General features: G+C 69.9%; 12 protein-coding genes and 1 pseudogene. 3 read left to right on the plus strand and 10 right to left on the minus strand.

Annotated elements, in window-relative coordinates; genetic code table 11:
- Window positions 1-161: 161 nt before the first annotated feature.
- Window positions 162-1,187 carry a LacI family DNA-binding transcriptional regulator gene (locus OH804_RS18655; protein WP_196921923.1) on the plus strand — a complete coding sequence of 342 codons (1,026 nt, stop codon included), beginning with the start codon at window positions 162-164 and terminating at the stop codon, window positions 1,185-1,187.
- A gap of 54 nt (window positions 1,188-1,241) precedes the next feature.
- A pseudogene (locus OH804_RS18660) lies at window positions 1,242-2,201 on the plus strand (family 43 glycosylhydrolase); the annotation flags it as partial.
- A gap of 63 nt (window positions 2,202-2,264) precedes the next feature.
- Here OH804_RS18660 and OH804_RS18665 read toward each other — a convergent pair.
- From OH804_RS18665 to OH804_RS18690, 6 genes are all read right to left on the minus strand, one after another.
- Window positions 2,265-4,658: an RICIN domain-containing protein gene (locus tag OH804_RS18665; RefSeq protein WP_406058432.1), complete on the minus strand. Its 2,394-nt coding sequence runs from the start codon at window positions 4,656-4,658 to the stop codon at window positions 2,265-2,267.
- Between the two features lie 80 nt (window positions 4,659-4,738).
- A complete protein-coding gene (locus OH804_RS18670) occupies window positions 4,739-5,590 on the minus strand; it encodes a sugar phosphate isomerase/epimerase family protein (protein WP_406058434.1) in 852 nt (283 codons plus the stop codon).
- Between the two features lie 6 nt (window positions 5,591-5,596).
- Complete coding sequence (locus OH804_RS18675) at window positions 5,597-6,781, minus strand: substrate-binding domain-containing protein (RefSeq protein ID WP_307788630.1); 1,185 nt, start codon at window positions 6,779-6,781, stop codon at window positions 5,597-5,599.
- Window positions 6,782-6,794: 13 nt separating this feature from the next.
- Window positions 6,795-7,778, minus strand: coding sequence for an ABC transporter permease (locus OH804_RS18680; protein WP_196921919.1), 984 nt, complete (start codon window positions 7,776-7,778; stop codon window positions 6,795-6,797).
- Between the two features lie 2 nt (window positions 7,779-7,780).
- Window positions 7,781-8,752 (minus strand): ABC transporter permease, encoded by a 972-nt coding sequence (locus OH804_RS18685; RefSeq protein WP_196921918.1) that lies wholly within the window; start codon window positions 8,750-8,752, stop codon window positions 7,781-7,783.
- A complete protein-coding gene (locus OH804_RS18690; protein WP_196921917.1) occupies window positions 8,749-10,260 on the minus strand; it encodes a sugar ABC transporter ATP-binding protein in 1,512 nt (503 codons plus the stop codon). Before OH804_RS18690 ends, OH804_RS18685 begins: the two co-directional genes overlap by 4 nt.
- Window positions 10,261-10,782: 522 nt before the next feature.
- On the opposite strand from OH804_RS18690, the gene OH804_RS18695 reads away from it, so the two are divergent.
- Complete coding sequence (locus tag OH804_RS18695) at window positions 10,783-14,331, plus strand: ThuA domain-containing protein (protein ID WP_406058437.1); 3,549 nt, start codon at window positions 10,783-10,785, stop codon at window positions 14,329-14,331.
- Between the two features lie 89 nt (window positions 14,332-14,420).
- On the opposite strand, the gene OH804_RS18700 is transcribed toward OH804_RS18695, so the two are convergent.
- From OH804_RS18700 to OH804_RS18715, 4 genes are read right to left on the minus strand one after another with little or no spacing between them, the layout of a single operon-like run.
- Window positions 14,421-15,410, minus strand: a complete 990-nt coding sequence (locus OH804_RS18700; protein ID WP_406058439.1) for an aldo/keto reductase — start codon at window positions 15,408-15,410, stop codon at window positions 14,421-14,423.
- Window positions 15,410-16,282: an amidohydrolase family protein gene (locus OH804_RS18705; RefSeq protein WP_406058441.1), complete on the minus strand. Its 873-nt coding sequence runs from the start codon at window positions 16,280-16,282 to the stop codon at window positions 15,410-15,412. The genes OH804_RS18700 and OH804_RS18705 overlap by 1 nt, the downstream gene beginning before the upstream one ends.
- Window positions 16,279-17,040 carry a 2-dehydro-3-deoxy-D-gluconate 5-dehydrogenase KduD gene (kduD, locus tag OH804_RS18710; RefSeq protein ID WP_196921913.1) on the minus strand — a complete coding sequence of 254 codons (762 nt, stop codon included), beginning with the start codon at window positions 17,038-17,040 and terminating at the stop codon, window positions 16,279-16,281. The genes OH804_RS18705 and kduD overlap by 4 nt, the downstream gene beginning before the upstream one ends.
- Window positions 17,037-18,062 (minus strand): zinc-binding dehydrogenase, encoded by a 1,026-nt coding sequence (locus tag OH804_RS18715; RefSeq protein ID WP_196921912.1) that lies wholly within the window; start codon window positions 18,060-18,062, stop codon window positions 17,037-17,039. The genes kduD and OH804_RS18715 overlap by 4 nt, the downstream gene beginning before the upstream one ends.
- Between the last annotated feature and the right edge of the window lie 92 nt (window positions 18,063-18,154).

Raw genomic sequence — 18,154 nt, forward strand, 5'->3', positions numbered from 1 at the left:
AGCATGCGCGTGGCACGGGAAGCTGTCAAGGACAACTTGGCAACGGTGCGGAAACGTCTGGTTCACACCACGCCGACGTGACCGGCGCTCGATCCCGGACGGCGACGCATCATGATGAGCAGGAGCGGCGCCTGTGGCACCGCGCCTGATTCGGAGGACTGATGGGCCGCAACAGAGCAACACTCGCCGACGTCGCGCGGAAGGCCGGGCTGTCCAAGACCGCCGCGTCGATGGTGCTCAACGGCAGAGAGGGCACCCGGCTCTCGGCCGAGGCGCACCAGCGGGTGTTCGCGGCCGCCGAGGAACTCGGCTACCGACCCAATCTCGCCGCGCGCAGCCTGCGCACCCGCAAGACGGCCACCATCGCGTTCGTCTCCGACATCGTGGCCACCACCCGGTTCGCCGGTGACCTCATCCGCGGCGCCCTCGACGCGGCCCGGGAACGGGACCACGTCCTGCTCATCACCGAGACGCAGGGCGACGCCACCTTTGAGCAGTACGCCATCGAGGCCGTCCTGGACCGGCAGGTCGACGGGGTGATCTACGCGGCGATGGCGACCCGACGGCTGACGGTGCCCGCGGCCATCCTCGGCGGGCCGGTGGTGCTGCTCAACGCCACCAGCCCCGACGGGCTGCCCAGCGTGGTCCCGGACGACGAGGGCGCCGGTCGCTCGGTCGCCACCGCCCTGTTGGAGCTTGGCCACCGCGACGCGATCGCGCTCATCGGCCGTAACCGACTCAAGGAGGACGACCCGGAGGTCTCGCTCGCCGCCCGCGCCCGCCTGCACGGCATCCGGCAGACCCTGGACGAGGCGGAGGTCAGCCTCCTGGCCGAGTGTTTCTGCACGGAGTGGTTGCCCGAGCACGGTTACGCCGCCATGCGTGGCCTGCTGAGCAAGCCGAAGCGACCCAGCGCGATCATCTGCATGAACGACCGGCTGGCCTTCGGCGCCTATCAGGCGCTCGGCGAGGCGGGGCTGACCGTCCCGGAGGACATCTCGGTCATCTCGTTCGACGACGACCCCATCGCCGCCTGGTTGCGTCCCAGCCTGGCCACCACGGCGCTGCCGCACGAACAGATGGGGCGGCGAGCTGTCGAACTGCTTCTGGACGGGGGCGCCGCCGAGCCCTCGCTCGTTCCGATGCCCCTGCGCCGACGCCGGTCCCTCGCGCCCCCGGCCGGCTGAGCACCACCCCTCCGACCCGTACCGCCGGGTTGGCTCTGGCCGACGCTAAAACGGTTTAGTGCTAGGTTTCCGGCCATGCTTCGTCTACCCGACCACTGGGTGTGGGACAGCTGGTACGCGCGGGACGACAACGGCCTCTGGCACGTGTTCTTCCTGCGCGCGTCCCGCGCCCTGCACGACCCGCACCGCCGGCACCGCCGGGCCACCATCGGCCACGCCGTCTCGGTGGACCTGCGCTCGTGGCGCCTGGTCGCCGACGCCGTGGTCCCCGCCGACGCGCCCAGCTGGGACGACCTGGCGACCTGGACGGGCTGCACGGTCCGCGGGCCGGACGGGCGGTGGTACCTGTTCTACACCGGCGTCGGTCGCGCCGAGGACGGGCTCGTCCAACGCATCGGACTGGCCGTCTCCGACGACCTCATGACCTGGCACCGGCACGGCACCGAGCCGATCGTCCAGGCCGACCCCACCTGGTACGAGCTGCTCGACAAGGACCTCTGGTACGAGCAGGCGTGGCGCGACCCGTGGGTGTTCCCCGACCCCGACGGCGAGGGTTGGCACATGCTCATCACCGCCCGCGCCAACACCGGTCCGGCGAACACCAGAGGCGTCGTCGGCCACGCCACCTCCACCGACCTCGTCACCTGGACGGTCGCGCCGCCGCTGTCGACACCGGCCGGCTTCGGCCACCTGGAGGTGCCCCAGGTCGCGGTCCTCGACGGGCAGCCGCTGCTGCTCTTCTCCACCGAGGCCACCGGCAGCGCCCGGCGCGACGACCACCGGATCTGGGTGGCGACCGGCGAGAGCACCCTCGGGCCGTGGGACATCGCGTCCGCCCAGCCGTTCACCCACCCGCACCTGTACGCGCCCCGGCTGGTCCCCGGACCCAACGACGACTGGTCCCTCATCGGTTTCCTCGACCACGTCGACGAGACGTTCGTCGGGGAACTCACCGACCCCATCCCGGTCCGCTACAGCCTCTCGACCGGGCTGACGGTGGTCGAAGGGCAGTAACCGGACAGGTCCGGGCCGAGGCGTGTCGCCCCGACCCGGACCCGTCGGTGCCCAGCTGATGGATCAGCTGCGCAGCTGCCACTGCTGGTTGGTGCCGCCGGTGCAGGACCAGAGGATCAGCTTCGTGCCGTTCGCCGTCGCGGCGCCGTTGGCGTCCAGGCAGAGACCCGACTGCACCCCGGTGATCGTGCCGTTGGCGTTGACGTTCCACTGCTGGTTGGTACCGCCGTTGCAGTCCCAGATCACCACTGTGGTGCCGTTGGTGGTGCCCTGTCCGGAGGCGTCCAGGCACTTGGTGCCGTAGACCATGAGCTGCCGGCTGGCGGTGTGGGTCCACCGCTGGTTGGCGGCGCCACTGATGCAGTCCCAGATCTGGGCCTGCGTGCCGTTGGTGGTGCTGGAGTTGCCGATCTCGGCACAGCGGCCCGACTGGGCGCCCACGATCTGCACGTTCGTCGGGTTGGTGCTGCCGCCGCTCTGCACGCCAGCCGCGTTGATCACGTTCTGCGCGCCCGACGGCCAGCTGCCGTTGCTGACCACGACGTTGCCGTTGACCACGTTGCCGCGGTCGCCGTTGGTCACGTTCGTGGAGTTGTTCGTCGACCAGTTGTTGGTGACGGTGAAGTTGCCCATGTTCTCCGCGTACCAGTAGTTGGCGGTGGCCCAGGTGCCGGTGGAGGAGAACACGTTGTTGCGGGCGGTGTAGTAACGGGAGCCCTCGTCGAAGTAGAGCCCGAACCAGCCGTTGGTCCGCAGGCAGTAGTTCTGGTTGATCGTGCCGCCCGGGTTCGCCGACAACGTGTAGATGCAACCGCCGTCGGTCATCTGCTGCATGACGTCGTGCACGTAGTTGCCGATGACCTGGTTGTTGGCAGCGGTGGTCGCCGTGGTGTAGCGCGGCTGGTAGTTGTACAGGCCCCGGTTGGCGTAGTGCTGGCTGCCGCCGGCGTCGTTGGCGCCCCAGCCGTAGCCGACCGACAGCCCGGTGTACGGCATGTTGTAGACCTCGTTGTACGAGACCGTCGCCGTGTTCACGTAGGTGGTCAGGATCGAGACCACGCCCCGGTACTCCAGGCCGAGATCGTGCACCCGGTTGTTGCTGATGGTGATGTTGCGGTTGACCATCCGCTGGTCACTGGGGTGGTGGGCGTCGGCCCGCACGCCACCGACGACGACGCCACCGGCGGAGTTGCGGGCGATCTCGGAGCGGGTGACGGTGATGTTGCTGGCGCCCAGGCCGACACCGCTGGCGTGGGCGTTGGCGTCGTTGCCGATGCCGATCGCGGTCTGCCCGAGGTTGACGAACTGGGAGTCGCTGAAGGTGATGGTGTTGGCCGCAGAGACCTGCACGGCGGCGGGCATCTGGTTCCAGTTCGGCCGGGTGGCCTCGAACTGGGGGCAACCGGCCTGGCAGGAGGTCAGCGCGTCGGACGGCCGGGACCAGGTGCCGGTGATGTGGGCGCCGGTCTGCTGGTCGGCGAAGCCGTTGCTGCTGCTCGGGCCGAGCCAGCTGGTGCCGGTGAAGGTGATGCCGCTGAACGAGATGTGGTGCGCGGGCGTGTCCAGGGTGCCGCCGACGTTGACCAGGGACTGCAGCTGCGGCAACTCGACGCTGACGGAGCTCATGTTCTGCCCGGCGAGCGGGATGTAGTTGAGCTGGCCGTTGCCCGGGTTGAGATACCACTCCCCCGCCGAGTCCAGGAACTCGTACGCGTTGGTCAGGTAGAACGGGCCGGCGCGGTGCGGGCTGGAGAGGGTGTCGAACCCGAAGGTGTTGTTGTTCCAGGCGGGCTGCTGCATCGTCAGGAAGTTGCCGCTGATGCTCTGCACCGGCGAGTACCGGTCGGTGAACGAGCCGACGCTCTCCACCTCGATCCGGTTCTGGTTGCCGAGGTTGTTGAGGTAGTTGAGCGCGCTGTTGGTGAACCGCATGCCCGACGTGGTGAAGGTGAAGTTGGAGCGGGTCATGGCGGTGCGCGCCCGCGTGGCGACGGCCCCGTTGACGTAGAGCTGACGGGAGTCGAGCCCGGCGGGAACGTTGGCCCGCCAGATGTTCTTGCCGGAGTCGACGAGCGACCAACCGGTGACCGCCCGGGCGCCGGTGATCGTCGGACGCGCGCCGGTGGCCGCGCGCCAGATCACCTGATAGCCGTTGTTGCCCGAGTCGGCCGCGGTGAACCGCAGCGGCGACGAGAGCCGGTACGCGCCGTTGGCAAGCTCCACGACGATGTCACCGGACATCGTGCTGTTGATCGCCCGCACCGCGGTCTGGGCGGCGGTGAGCGAACACGGTTGGCTGGCGGAACAGGTGGTGCCGGTGCCGGAGGGCGACGCGTAGAGGGTGGTGGTGGCCGCGAGGGCCGGGGACGCCGAGGCGGTTACCGCGACCAGGGCGGTCACCGCTGCCGCGGCGGCGCCGGCCAGCAGTCGGCGCAGCGGCGAGAGGGACGAGGACACGGGACGGTGCTCCTGACGTGAGAACGGGGTGGGGGTGGCGGAACGGCCTCGACCGGCGCGGGGGTGGCCGGTCGGGGCGGTCATCCGAGGATCTCCCGGAGATAGCGCAGGCCGTCCGTGGCGAGACGGTCCTGCGAGGGGGCCAGCGGACGCCAGATCGCGGCGGCGGTGGCGATGGCCTCGTTCTCCGCGGTGAACGACTCGATGCAGATCGCACCCTGGTAGCCGGTGTCCCGCAGGACTGTGAAGAAGCGGGGCCAGTCGAAGTGGTCAGCGCCGGGAGCGCCCCGGTTGGTGCCGCTGACCTGGACGTGCTTGATGTGCCGGCCGGCGACGGCGAGGGCCGCGTAGGGGTCGGCCTCCTCGATGTTCATGTGGTAGGTATCGATCATGATGCCGACGTTCGGCGGTAGCCCGTCGATCAGCTCGACCGTCTGCTCGATCGTGTTGACGACGCTGGTCTCGTAGCGGTTCAACGCCTCGACACCGATACTCACGCCCACCTCGCCGGCCTGCTCGGCCACCGGCGCCAGGGCTCGCCGGAAATCCGCGTAGCAGGCCGCGCGTGCCGTCGGCGACATCCGCCAGGTGCGGCCCACCGAGGCGTACGCGGGGCCGCCGACGCACGGAGCGCCGACGGCCGCCGCGCTCGCCACGCAGCCCTTGAGGTACGCCACCGTCGACTCGACGACCGCCGGCGCGGCGTCGACCAGTTCCCGCCCCGGCGGGGTGACCGCGCAGACGCCGGCGGCGACGAGGCCGTGCGCCGCCAACAGGTCCCGGGTACGGATCGGGTCCCAGTCGCCGGGCTGCTCGATCGGCAACTCGACCGCGTCGAAGCCGAACGCGGCGATCCGCGGGATCAGCTCGGCCAGGGCCTTGTCGTCGACCGGTGAGGCCCAGACCCAGGGGTTGACGCCGATGGCGTACATCGGACCCTACTTCCAGCGCTGCGGGTAACCGGGCAGGTCGGTGCAGCCGCACATGGCGTAGTGCAGCGGCGGCATACCCGGGTCGAGGTACTGGTCGAGGTTGTCCTGGGTGACGGTCGGCTGCGGCAGCTTCCACGGGTTGGACACCTGCTGGCCGTCGAGGATCCGCAGCGCCGCGATGATCGGCGTACGCCACTGGTAGGTCGGGTAGGTCGGCGCGATCGCGGTGAGCTTCTTGTCCTTCCAGATCTTCAGGAAGTCGAGCTGGTCCTCACCGTTCATCGGCGGAACGGGCTTGCCCGCGTCCTGGAACGCCTCGACCGCCGCGACGGCCACCGCTCCGGCGTCCATCCAGACCCCGTCGATCGTGCCGTACCGCTGGATGTAGTCGTCGACGATCTTCTTGGTCTTGGCCGGATCGCCGTCGGTGAACTCGACGCCGACGACGTCGACCTTCGCCTTGTCGAACGCCACCTTCGCCGCCGACCAGCGGGTCTCCAGGACGTCGACGCCGGGCAGGATCCGCAGGGCGAGGACCTTGCCACCGGGCTTCATCTTCTGGCTGACGAACTCGGCCCCGACGTGACCGAACCCGTAACCGCCGATGGGGTTGATGAACGTCACCGGGCACTTCGTGTTGACACCACGGTCGAAGACGACGACCGGCAGCCCTGCCTTGCAGGCCGCCTCGACGGCCGGGGTGAGCGTGGCGGTGGTGTTCGGCGAGACGATGAGCGCGTCGCAGCCCTTGCCGAGCAGATCGTTGATGTCCGCGATCTGCTTCTGGTCCTTGCCCTCGGCGTCGACGTGCACGAACTCCTTGATGCGGCTCTTCTGCGCCTCGACCTCGGCCTGCATGGTCTTGAAGCCGACCTGCCGCCAGGGGTTGTTCAGGGCCGCGTTCGAGAAGCAGATCTTGTGCGGGCCGTTCTTCTTGAACTTGGCGGTGTCGACCATCGTCGGGTTGAGCACCTGCTCCCACGGCTTGTCGGCCGGGCCTGTCGGTGCCGCGTCGAGCAGCCCGAGCTCGGCGTCGTAGTCGGCCTGCACGAAGAACTTCGACTGGTCCCCGGTGCCGGACCCGGCGGCGGTGGAGGCACTCCCCGACGGGCCCGCGGCCGGCTCGTCGGTCGCACAGGCGGCGAGGGACAGCAGGGTGACAGCGGCAATGGCCGCCATGGAACGTCGCACTATGGATTCCCCTTTATCTCGAAGAAGAACGCGTTGCCGAGACCGCCACCGCGAGCAGGATGATCCCGCCCTGGACGGTCGACCTGAGGGCGCCGGAGACGCCGTAGAAATTCATGAGGGCGAAGAGCAGTTCGAGGGTCAGCGCGCCGAGCATCGCCCCGACGACCGCGCCGCGGCCCCCGCCGAGCGCCACCCCGCCGAGGACGACAGCGGTGATGGCGCCGAACTCCAGGCCCGCGCCGGCCTGGAACGACACGCCGCTGTAGCCGCCCAGAAGGATCGCCGCCACCGCCGCCGCGAGCCCGCTGAGGATGAAGGCGAAGGTCCGGGTACGCCACACACGTACGCCGCTCAGCTCGGCGGTGCGCGGGTTGTCGCCGACGGCGACCAGCGTCCGGCCGAAGTCGGACCGCATCAGCAGCACGGCCGCCACCGCCAGGACCACGAGGACCATCAGCGCGTACGGCACGCGGCCCAGCAACGGCACGTCCTCGAAGGCCCGCCGGCCGAACCGCCGGAACTCCTCGGAGAGCCCACCCTTCGGGGCGCCGTCGGACCACAGGTAGACCGCGCCGACGAGGATCAGGAACATGCCGAGGGTGGTGATGAACGACGGCACCCGCAGCCGCGTGGTGATCAGGCCGTTGACCAGCCCGACCAGCGCTCCGAAGGCGAGCAGGAGCAACACCACCGGCCAGGTACGCGCCGGGTCGCTGTCGATCAGTCGGGCGGCGACCACCACCTGCGCGGTGACCAGGGACCCGACCGAGAGATCGAACTCGCCGGACACGATCACGAAGTACTGGCCGGCGGCGAGCAGGATGATCGGCGCCGAACGACCGAGGAAGGACATCAGCGACGGCGGGGCCAGGAAGTCGGGCTGCCGGATGCCGACGAGCACCAACAGCACCGCGAGGATCGCGAGGATCGGCAGGACACCACCGGGACGCACCCGCGGCAGACGCAGCGGCAGGGAACGGGGCTGGACGGTCTGCATGGCTAGGCCGCCTTTCGCATGGCCCGGCGGGCGTAGACGGCGACCGCGGCGATGATGATGACGCCCCGGATCACCTGCTTGAAGAAGGCGTCGACCTCGAGCTGGTTGAAGATGGCGTCGATGCTGGCGAGCAGCAGCACCCCGCCGACAGTGCCGATGACGCCGCCGCGCCCACCGGCGAGGGCGGTCCCGCCGATCACCACAGCGGCGATCGACTCCAGGTCGTAGAGGCCCTCGGTGCCGACGCGCGGGGCGCCCGAGCCGAGCCGACTGGCGAGGTAGATGCCGGCGAGTCCCGCGCACATCGAGCACAGGACGTGGGCGGTGACGAGGACCCGGTCGTTGCGGACACCGGAGAGCCGGGCCACCTCCGGATCCCCGCCGACGGCGACCAGATGGTGGCCGAAGCGGGTCCGCGAGAGCGCGAACCAGGCCGCCGCGGTCACCACCAGCAAGAGCAGGAACGACACCGGCACCGGCCCGACCCGCTGGTAGCCGAGCGACTGCACCAGCGAGGGCGCGGTGGCGCCGGCCGGACCGTCGTAGCCGTTGTCCAGGTAACCCTTGAGCAGCAACCCGACGCCCAGGGTCGCGATGAACGCGTTGACCCGGAACCTGGTGACCAGGAGCCCGTTGAGCAGCCCGACGCCGGCGCTGACGACCAGCACCAGGCCGATCGCCGGCAGCACCGCGCCGTCGCTGCCGTTCATCGTCTCGGCCGCGACCAGGGTGCTGAGGCTGATCACGTACGCCACCGAGAGGTCGAGCGAGCCGCCCAGGATGACCAGGGTCTGGCCCACCGCTACCAACCCGAGGCCGGCGGCGACGTGCAGCAGACTCACGGTGGTGGACTGGTTGAAGAGCTGGCCGCCGTCGAGCAGGACGACCAGCCAGCCGATGGTGAGGGTCAGGGTCAGGGCCACGAAGACGCCCGGTACGGGGCGCCGGGCCGGCAGCAGCGACAGGGCGCTCATGGGGTGGTCTCCCGCACGGTGCCGACCGCCAACGCGACGACCTCCTCCTCGGTCGCGCCGGCGGGCAGCTCGCCCGCGACGTGGCCGTCCCGCATGACGACGATCCGGTCACTCATCCCCAGCAGCTCCGGTAGATCGGACGAGATCATCAGCACGGCCGCGCCATCCCGGGCGAGACGGCGGACGAGGTCGTGGATGGCGGACTTCGCGCCCACGTCGATGCCGCGGGTCGGCTCGTCGAAGAGCAGGATCCGCGGACTGAGCGCGAGCCACCGGGCCAGCACGACCTTCTGCTGGTTGCCCCCGGACAGAAAGCGGATCTCCTGGTCGTCGCCGGCGCCGCGGATCTCCACGGCGGCCAGCAGCTCGCGCACCCGGGCGGTCCTCGCGGCCCGGCCGGACCGCGCGGCGAAGACGGCCCGGCTGGCGAGCAGCGCGTTGTCGAGCACCGACTGCCGGGGGACGATCCCCTCGCCCTTGCGGTCCTCGGTGACGTAGGCGATGCCGGCCCGCATGGCGGTGCGGGGTGAGCGCAGTCGGACCGGCCGGTCGTCGAGCGTGACGTCGCCGGTCGTGAACGGCGACACCCCGAAGATCGCACGGGCCAGCGCTGAGCGCCCGGAGCCCTGTAGGCCGCCGATGCCGAGCACCTCGCCGGCGCGCAACTGGAGGTTGACGTCCCGCAGCTTCCGGTTTCCCGCGTCGCGGAGGTTGAGCCGCACCGGGCCCCGGTCCTCGGGGGCGGCCCGGTCCGGGTAGTAGCTGGACAACTCCCGGCCGACCATGTGGCGCACCAACTCGTCGGCGGTGGTGGCCGCCGTGTCCACTGTGGTGACGCGACGGCCGTCCTTGAGCACTGTGATCCGACCGGACAGGTCGAAGACCTCGGCGAGCCGGTGCGAGACGTACAGCAGGCCGATGCCCCGCTCCTGGAGGCGGCGCACCAGCCCGTAGAGCAGCTCGACCTCGTGGTCGGCCAGCGCGGCGGTCGGCTCGTCCATGATGAGCAACCGCGCGTCCAGGGCGAGCGCCTTGGCGATCTCGACGACCTGCTGCTGCGCGACACCCAACTGCCCCACCCGGGCGTCGGCCGGCAACGTGGTCTCACCGATCGAGGCGAGCAGCCGCGTGGTGCGGTCGACCATCCCCCGACGGTCGACGAGCCCGCGACGCACCGGCTCGTGCCCCAGGTAGACGTTCTCCGCGACGGTGCGCTCCGGGAGCAGGTTGAACTCCTGGTGGATGATGCCGATTCCGGCCCGCTGCGCGTCGCGCGGACCACGGAACGTGCGCGACTCACCGGCGAACTCGACAGTGCCCCCGTCCGGGGCGTACCCGCCCGAGACGATCTTCATGAGGGTCGACTTCCCGGCACCGTTCTCACCGACCACGGCGTGCACCTCGCCCGGCGCGACGTCGAGGTCGACACCATCGAGAACGCGTACTCCGAGGAACGACTTGCCGATGCCCCGAAGGGTGAGGAGCGGCGTCGGCGGCGGATCTGACATCCCGAAAGTCCTCACAGACAGTAGTCATTGACATGATTGAATGCCACACTACGGCGGCTTTGAGGCGCCGAACATCAAGCTTTCGTGCCAACAGCGAGGACTTACGTTCTTGCGGTGCAAACATTTCCTTGACACCGGCGAAACATCACACGTATGAAGATAGATGTTTGGATGCGGGTCCGCAATCCTCGATCAAGCCCGACTGGCAGGTCGGGCCGGGATCGACAGGCGGCACCGCAGCGAGGGAGCCAGGCACGGACGCCGTCCACCGGGCAGGACGTCGGACGTTACTTCGCGGATTGACAGTCATCGATCTCTAGCTCATCCTGACCTCGTGGACCACGGGACGAGAACCACAGCAACGATCACGCTGTGTGACGTCCCGCAGGTCTGACTGCCGTTGCGGCGAACGGCACGAGGACAGACCAGCGCGCCCGTGTCCCCTCACGTGTCCAGGGTCAACCTGACGCGTCGTAGGGCCCGTGGGTCGCAATCCCTACGCCCGCCCAACTAGGAGACGGCATGCGTCGTAACACATTGCTCATCTCAGTGATCGCCGGCCTGTTGCTGGCGCTCGGACTCGCTCCACCCGCGTCGGCCGCCCCGGCCTTCCGCGCCCTGGTGTTCAGCAAGACCACCGGCTACCGGCACGACTCGATCCCCGCCGCGATCGCCATGGTCCAGCAGCAGGCCACCGCGAACAACTTCGAGGTGGTGGCGACCGAGGACTCGAGCGTCTTCACCGCCAGCAACCTGGCGACCTTCGACGTGATCGTCATGCTCCAGACCTCCGGCATGGTCTGGACCTCGACCGCCCAACGCCAGGCGGTGGAGGGCTACCTCGCCAGCGGCAAGGGCATCGTGGCCGTCCACAACGCCACCGACATGGGCATCGAGTCCGAGTACCCGTGGTGGGACCAGACCATCAACGGTGGCGCCCACATGCCCGAGCACTCCCCTGGAGTGCTGCCCGGCACCGCGATCGTCGCCGACAAGAAGCACCCGTCGACGGCCTCCCTGCCGGACCGGTGGAACCGCAGCGAGGAGTGGTACAACTTCGACACCAACCCGCGCGGCAAGGTGCACGTCCTGGTGACCGCCGACGAGCGCACCTACAACCCGGGATCCCGGGCGATGGGCCCGGACCACCCGATCTCCTGGTGCCGCGACACCGGCGGCGGGCGGGTGTGGGCCACCGCGATGGGCCACGCGATCGCCTCCTACAGCGAGACGAACTTCCAAAACCACGTCCTCGGTGGCATCAAGTGGGCCGCCGGGAACGCTGCCGGCGACTGCGGCGGCACCGTCTGGGGCAACTTCGAGAAGCGCACCCTGGACGACAACACCGTCGACCCGATGGCGATGGCCGTGGCCCCGGACGGGCGCGTGTTCTACGCCCAGCGCGGCGGGCAGCTGAAGATCTTCAAGCCCTCCACCAACAGCACGGTGACCGCCGGCACGCTGAGCGTCTACACCGGCGGTGAGGACGGCCTCACCGGCATGGCGCTGGACCCCAACTTCGCCACCAACGGGTACGTGTACCTGTACCACTCGCCGGCGAGCAGCTCGACCGACGTCAACCGGGTCTCCCGCTTCACGATGAGCGGCGACACGCTGAACACGTCCAGCGGCGTGACGATCATCGACATCCCGGCGTACCGGGACCGGACGTTCCCGGAGCCCGGCCACACCGGCGGTTACATCGAGTTCGGCCCGGACGGCAACCTCTACATCGGCACCGGCGATGACACGCCCCCGAACCTCGACCCGAACTGGCAGGGTTACGCCCCGCTGGACTGGCGCTCGGGCAAGTCCAACCTGGACGCCGCCCGGACCGCGGGCAACACCAACGACCTGCGCGGCAAGCTGCTGCGTATCCGCCCCGGAGCCAGCGGCAGCTACACCATCCCGAGCGGCAACCTCTACCCGCAGGGCACGGCGCAGACCAAGCCGGAAATCTACGCGATGGGCTTCCGCAACCCGTTCCGCTTCTCGATCGATGCGGCCACCGGCTGGGTCTACCTGGCCGACTACGGACCGGACCGCAACCCGCCGACCACCAACCGGGGCCCGGAGGGCCTGGTCGAGCTGAACGTGATCAAGACGCCCGGCAACTACGGCTGGCCGTTCTGTCACGGCAACAACCAGCCCTACGCGCCGTTCAACCCCGACACCGGCGTGGTCGGCGCGAAGTTCAACTGCTCCGCGCCGGTCAACAACTCGCCCAACAACACCGGCCTGACCAGCCTGAAGCCGGTCGTCATGCCGAACATCTGGTACGGCTACCCCGCCTCGACGACCTTCCCGGAGCTCGGCTCCGGCGGCTCCGCTCCGATGGGCGGCCCGGTCTACCGGTACGACGCGTCGAACCCGTCCCAGACGAAGTTCCCGCCCTACTACGACGGCGTGCACTTCTTCTACGAGTGGTCGCGCAACTACATCAAGGAGGTGCACTTCGACTCCTCCACGGCGGTGACCCGCACCAACCCGTTCCTGCCCGGCGGTGGGTTCAACAAGCCGATGGACATGGAGTTCGGCAAGGACGGCTCGCTCTACCTGCTGGAGTGGGGCACCAACTTCGGCGGCGGCAACAGCGACTCCGGGCTCTACCGGGTCGACTACATCCAGGGCGGCCGGTCACCGATCGTCAAGGCCACCGGCACACCCACCAGCGGCACCGCACCGCTCACCGTCCAGTTCAGCAGCGCGGGCACGTCCGACCCGGACGGCAACACGCTGAGCTACCTGTGGACGTTCGGCGACGGCACCACCTCGACGGCGGCCAACCCGTCGAAGACGTACACCTCCAACGGCAACTACACGGCCCAGTTGAAGGTCACCGACAGCACCGGTAAGACCGGCTTCGCCAACGTCCCGATCACCGTCGGCAACAGCGCCCCGGTGGTCACCATCACGACACCGGGCAACGGAGGCATGCTGACCTTCGGCGACAAGGTGTCGTACCAGATCACCGTGACCGATCCGGACGGCGGCACTGTCGACTGTTCGAAGGTCATCCTCAACCCGGCACTGGGTCACGACGACCACGCGCACGAGACCACGGAGTACCCGGGCTGCTCGGGCACCATCTCCACCGACCTGCTCGGTGGGCACCCCGATGGCGCCAACCTGTTCTACGTGCTGAACGCGCGGTACACCGACAACGGCGGCTCGGGAGGCGGGTCCCCGCTCACCGGCACCGCGCAGGCGATCCTGCAACCGAAGCACAAGCAGTCCGAGTACTTCAGCAGCCAGTCCGGCATCCGGGTCGTCGACCAGGCTGCGGCGGAGAGCACCAAGCGCGTCGGTGACATCTCCACCAACGACTGGATCGCGTTCAGCCCGATGAACCTTTCGGGCATCTCGACGGTCAGCTACCGCGTGTCGTCGCCCTCCGGTGGCGGTTCGATCGAGCTGCGCGCGGGCTCGCCGACCGGCACCCTGCTGGCCACCACCACGGTGCCCAGTACGGGCGGCTGGGACAACTACCAGTCCACGACTCCGGTGAGCGTCGCCGCCTCCAGCGGGACGCAGACGCTCTACATGGTGTTCAAGAACAGCAGCAACTCGTTCGATCTGGACTCGCACACCTTCGGCGGAAACGGCGTCGGAACGCCCGGCAGTGGTAACGGCGGTGGTCTGGCGGGCAAGACCTACACGGTCACCGCGCAGCACAGCAACAAGCTGATGGACGTCAGCGGTGTCTCCACCGCCGACGGCGCCCAGATCACCCAGTGGGCGAACACCGGTGGCAACAACCAGAAGTGGCAGGCGGTCGACGCCGGCAACGGCGCGCTCTACCTCAAGGCGGTGCACAGCGGCAAGTGCGTCGAGGTGGTCGGTAGTTCGACCGCGGCGGGTGCCTTCCTCCAGCAGGCCACCTGCAACAACGGCAACCAGCAGAAGTTCACCGCCACCGCGACGGGAACCTCCGGCGTGTACACGGTGAAGAGTGTGCTGAGCGGTCTCTGCGTGGACGTCAACGGTGCTGCCACCACCGACGGCGCCCGGCTGTTGCAGTGGACCTGCCACAGCGCCGCCAACCAGCAGTGGCGGTTCACCGCGGTGTGACCCCGCGGCTGTCGCGGTAACAACTGACGTCCCGGTCGGGACCGGTGTCCGAGGAACGGAGCCGGTCCCGGCCGGGACGTCGTCGTTGGTCAGGCAGGCCGACCGGGCGGCGTGGCGAGCAGCCCGGACGTCGCCAGGTCGTCCCACAACTCCTCCGGTACGACGATCCCGGACCGTCGTACCGTCTCGACCGCCTGCGCCTCGTTGCGGATCCCGACCACCGTCGACACCACGGCCGGGTGCCGGCGGACGAAGGCGAGGGCCGCCTGCGGCAGCGTCACCCCGTACGTCTCGCAGACAGTGGCGATCCGCCGCGCCCGCTCGATCAGCTCCGCCGGCGCCTGCTGGTAGTTGTAGACGGCGTCGGCCGGCGGCCGGTCCCGCGACAGCAGCCCCGAGTTGTAGACGCCCGCGATGACCACGCCCACCCCCCGGTTCTCGGCGGCTGGCAGCAGGTCGGCGACCGCACCCTGTTCGAGCAGGGTGTACCGCCCGGCGCACATCATCACGTCGACGTCGGTCTCCCGCACGAACCGCGCCAGCATCGCCGACTGGTTCATGCCGGCGCCGATGGCGCCGACGACGCCCTGGTCCCGCAGGTCGATCAGGGCGGGTACGGCCTCGTCCGCGGCCTGCTGCCAGTGGTCGTCCGGGTCGTGCAGGTAGACGATGTCGAGCCGGTCCAGCCCGGTCCGGTCCAGGCTCGCCTCGATGGAGCGGAGCACGCCGTCGCGGCTGAAGTCCCACACCCGCCGGTGGGTCGCTGGCACGTCGAACCCGTCGGAGTCCCGCAGGTGCGCGTCCTGGGGAGACGGCACCAGGAGTCGCCCGACCTTCGTCGACACCACGTACTCGTCGCGCGGCCGTTGGCGCAACGCGGCGCCGAGGCGGCGCTCGGACAGCCCGAGACCGTAGTGCGGCGCGGTGTCGAAGTACCGGACGCCCGCCTCCCACGCGGCGTCGACCGCCGAGGCGAACTCCTCGTCCGTCGTCGTCCGGTACAGGTTGCCACCCTGGGCCGCACCGAACCCCAGCTCGGTGAGCCGTACCTCCGGGCGGCGCGGCAGTGCGCGCGCCATCATGACGCCGCCAGCCCGTAGACGCGGCGTGCCGTCTCGCCCCAGACCGACTCGGCCCCGTCCTTGCCCTCCAGCAGTTCCGCCAGGGTGTCGACCCAGCGCTGGTACGAACTGGCGAGCAGGCAGACCGGCCAGTCCGAGCCGAACATCAGTCGGTCCGGCCCGAACGCGTCGAGGGCTTCGTCGACGGCGGGTCGAAGGTCCTGCGGCGTCCAGTGCGGGAGCGGCACCTCCGTCACCAGCCCGGAGAGCTTCGCCGTGGTGTTCGGCGAGGCGGCCAACGACCGCAGGTCCCGGCTCCACTCCGCCATCTCCGGACGACCGACCGCGGGCTTGGCCAGGTGGTCGAGGACGAAGCTCACCTCGGGCAGGTCGCGCGTGAGACGCGCGGCCATGGGGAGTTGGTGCTGGCGTACCAGCAGGTCGAAGACGAGGCCGGCGGCGCCCACCGCCGCGATCCCCCGACGGACGTCCGGGCGGTCCAGGTACGCCGGGTCGGTCTCGGACTGCACGAGGTGGCGGATGCCGACGAGGCGTTCCCCGCCCCGAGCGGCCCGCAGACGGTCGAGGCGGTCCGGAACGTCGTCGGCGGTCAGGTCCACCCAGCCGACGACCCCACGGACCAGTGTGTCCTCGGCCGCCACGCCCAACAGGTCCACCGTCTCGCTGTCGGAGGCGATGGACTGCACCACAACTGTCGCGGTGACCCCGGCCGCCCGGGCCGGCGGTGCGAGATCGGCGGGTTCGAAGTCGGCGTCGATGGCCGCCATCGTCACCGGGTCGATCCACGGCTGTGGGTGCCGGGCACGGACCCAGAGGTGGTGGTGTGCGTCGACGATCCCGGCGCGCCCGGGCACCTGTGCGCCCGTCATCGGCCCAACCAGCCGCCGTCGACGGGCAGCACGATGCCGTTGACGTAGTCCGACGCGGTCGACGCCAGGAACACGGTGGCACCGCCGAGATCGTCGGCCCGGCCCCACCGCCCGGCCGGGATCCGGCCGAGGATCGCCTGGTTGCGGTCGGGGTCGTCGCGCAGCGCCTGGGTGTTGTCGGTGGCGATGTAGCCCGGCGCGATGGCGTTCACGTTCACCCCGTGTGCCGCCCACTCGTTCGCCAGCGCCTTGGTCAGGCCGGCCACCCCCGACTTCGACGCGGCGTATCCGGGGACGGTGATGCCGCCCTGGAAACTCAACAGCGACGCGGTGAAGATGATCTTCCCTCGGCCACGCTCGACCATCGTCCGGCCGATCTCCCGGCTCAGGATGAACTGGCTGCTGAGGTTCACCTCGATCACGTGGTCCCACATCTCGTCCGGGTGCTCCGCGGCCGGAGTGCGGGCGATCGTGCCGCCGTTGTTCACCAGGATGTCGACCGGCCCGAGAGCGGTGATGTCGCGGGCCAACCGATGCACGGCCGCCCGGTCACCGAGGTCCGCCCGCAGCGCGGTGAACCGCCGGCCGGTGGCCCGCACCCGACGTTCGACCTCGCTGCCCTCGGCTTCGAGTTGGGCGGAGACGCCCACGATGTCGGCGCCGGCCAGGGCCAGGGCCTCGGCCATGGCGAGGCCGATACCGCGCCGCGCCCCGGTCACGACGGCGGTCCGTCCGGACAGGTCGAACAGGGCCGTCACTGGTTACCCTCCCGCACATCGAGCAGCACCTTCATCACGCCGCCACCCTCCAAGGCCGCGAAGGCAGCGCCGGCCGCCTCGACCGGCTCGACCCGGGAGATCAGCCGCTGCGCCGGGATCGCACCGGAGGCGACCAGCCGGATAGCCTCCACCATGTCGTCACGCTGATACAGCCGGGCGCCGAGAAGTTCCAGTTCGCGCCAGAAGAACCGGTGCAGGTTGACCTCCCGGGGCTGGGGATGGATCGCCACCATGACCAGCCGCCCGCGAGTGGTGAGGACGTCGACCGCCGTGGTCACACCGGCCGGGGAGCCGGAGACCTCGAAGGCGATGTCCGCGCCCGCGCCATCGGTACGGTCGTTGACCAGCGCCACGACATCGGTCGCTCGCGGGTCGACGGCCTCGATCCCGATCCCCTCCGCCACCTCGCGCCGGAACGGGTCCGGCTCGACCAGGAGCACCCGCGCGCCGCGACCCCGCGCGACGGTGGCGATGAGGACGCCGACCGGCCCGCCACCGACCACGACCACCTCGTCGTCGGCGGTCACGTTCCCCCGGCGTACGTCGTGCACGGCGACCGCCACCGGCTCGACGAGCGCCGCGTGGTCGAGGGGCAACTCCTCCGGGAGCGGCAGGACCAGCTCCACCGGCACCGTCCAGGAGGACTGCATGGCACCCGGTGAGTCGATGCCGAGGAAGTTCATCGCGTGGCAGACGTGGGAGTTGCCCCGCTGGCAGGCCGCGCACCGTCCGCAGGGTCGGGTCGGCATCACGGTGACGGGCTGACCGACGTTCCAGCCGGTCACGCCCTCGCCGACGGCCGCGATCCGCCCGGACATCTCGTGCCCGATGATCGCCGAGTCACCGACCCGGGCGTCCATGTCCCCGTGGTAGATGTGCAGATCCGTACCGCAGATCCCGGTGTACGCGACCTCGATCCGTACCTGGCCGCGGCCCGGTGGCTCCGGATCGCGGTTCTCGATTCCGAGGTCTCGCGCTCCCCGGTAGACGACTGCCTTCATCGTTCCTCCGTCTCGACGGTCGGTACGTCGGTCGTGCCGACCGGGCATGGCCGTGGGTGCATCGCGTCGCGATGCACCCACGCCTTCCCTGT

Origin of the sequence: Micromonospora sp. NBC_00860 (genome assembly GCF_045207375.1) — a bacterium.
Taxonomy (GTDB): domain Bacteria; phylum Actinomycetota; class Actinomycetes; order Mycobacteriales; family Micromonosporaceae; genus Micromonospora; species Micromonospora vinacea.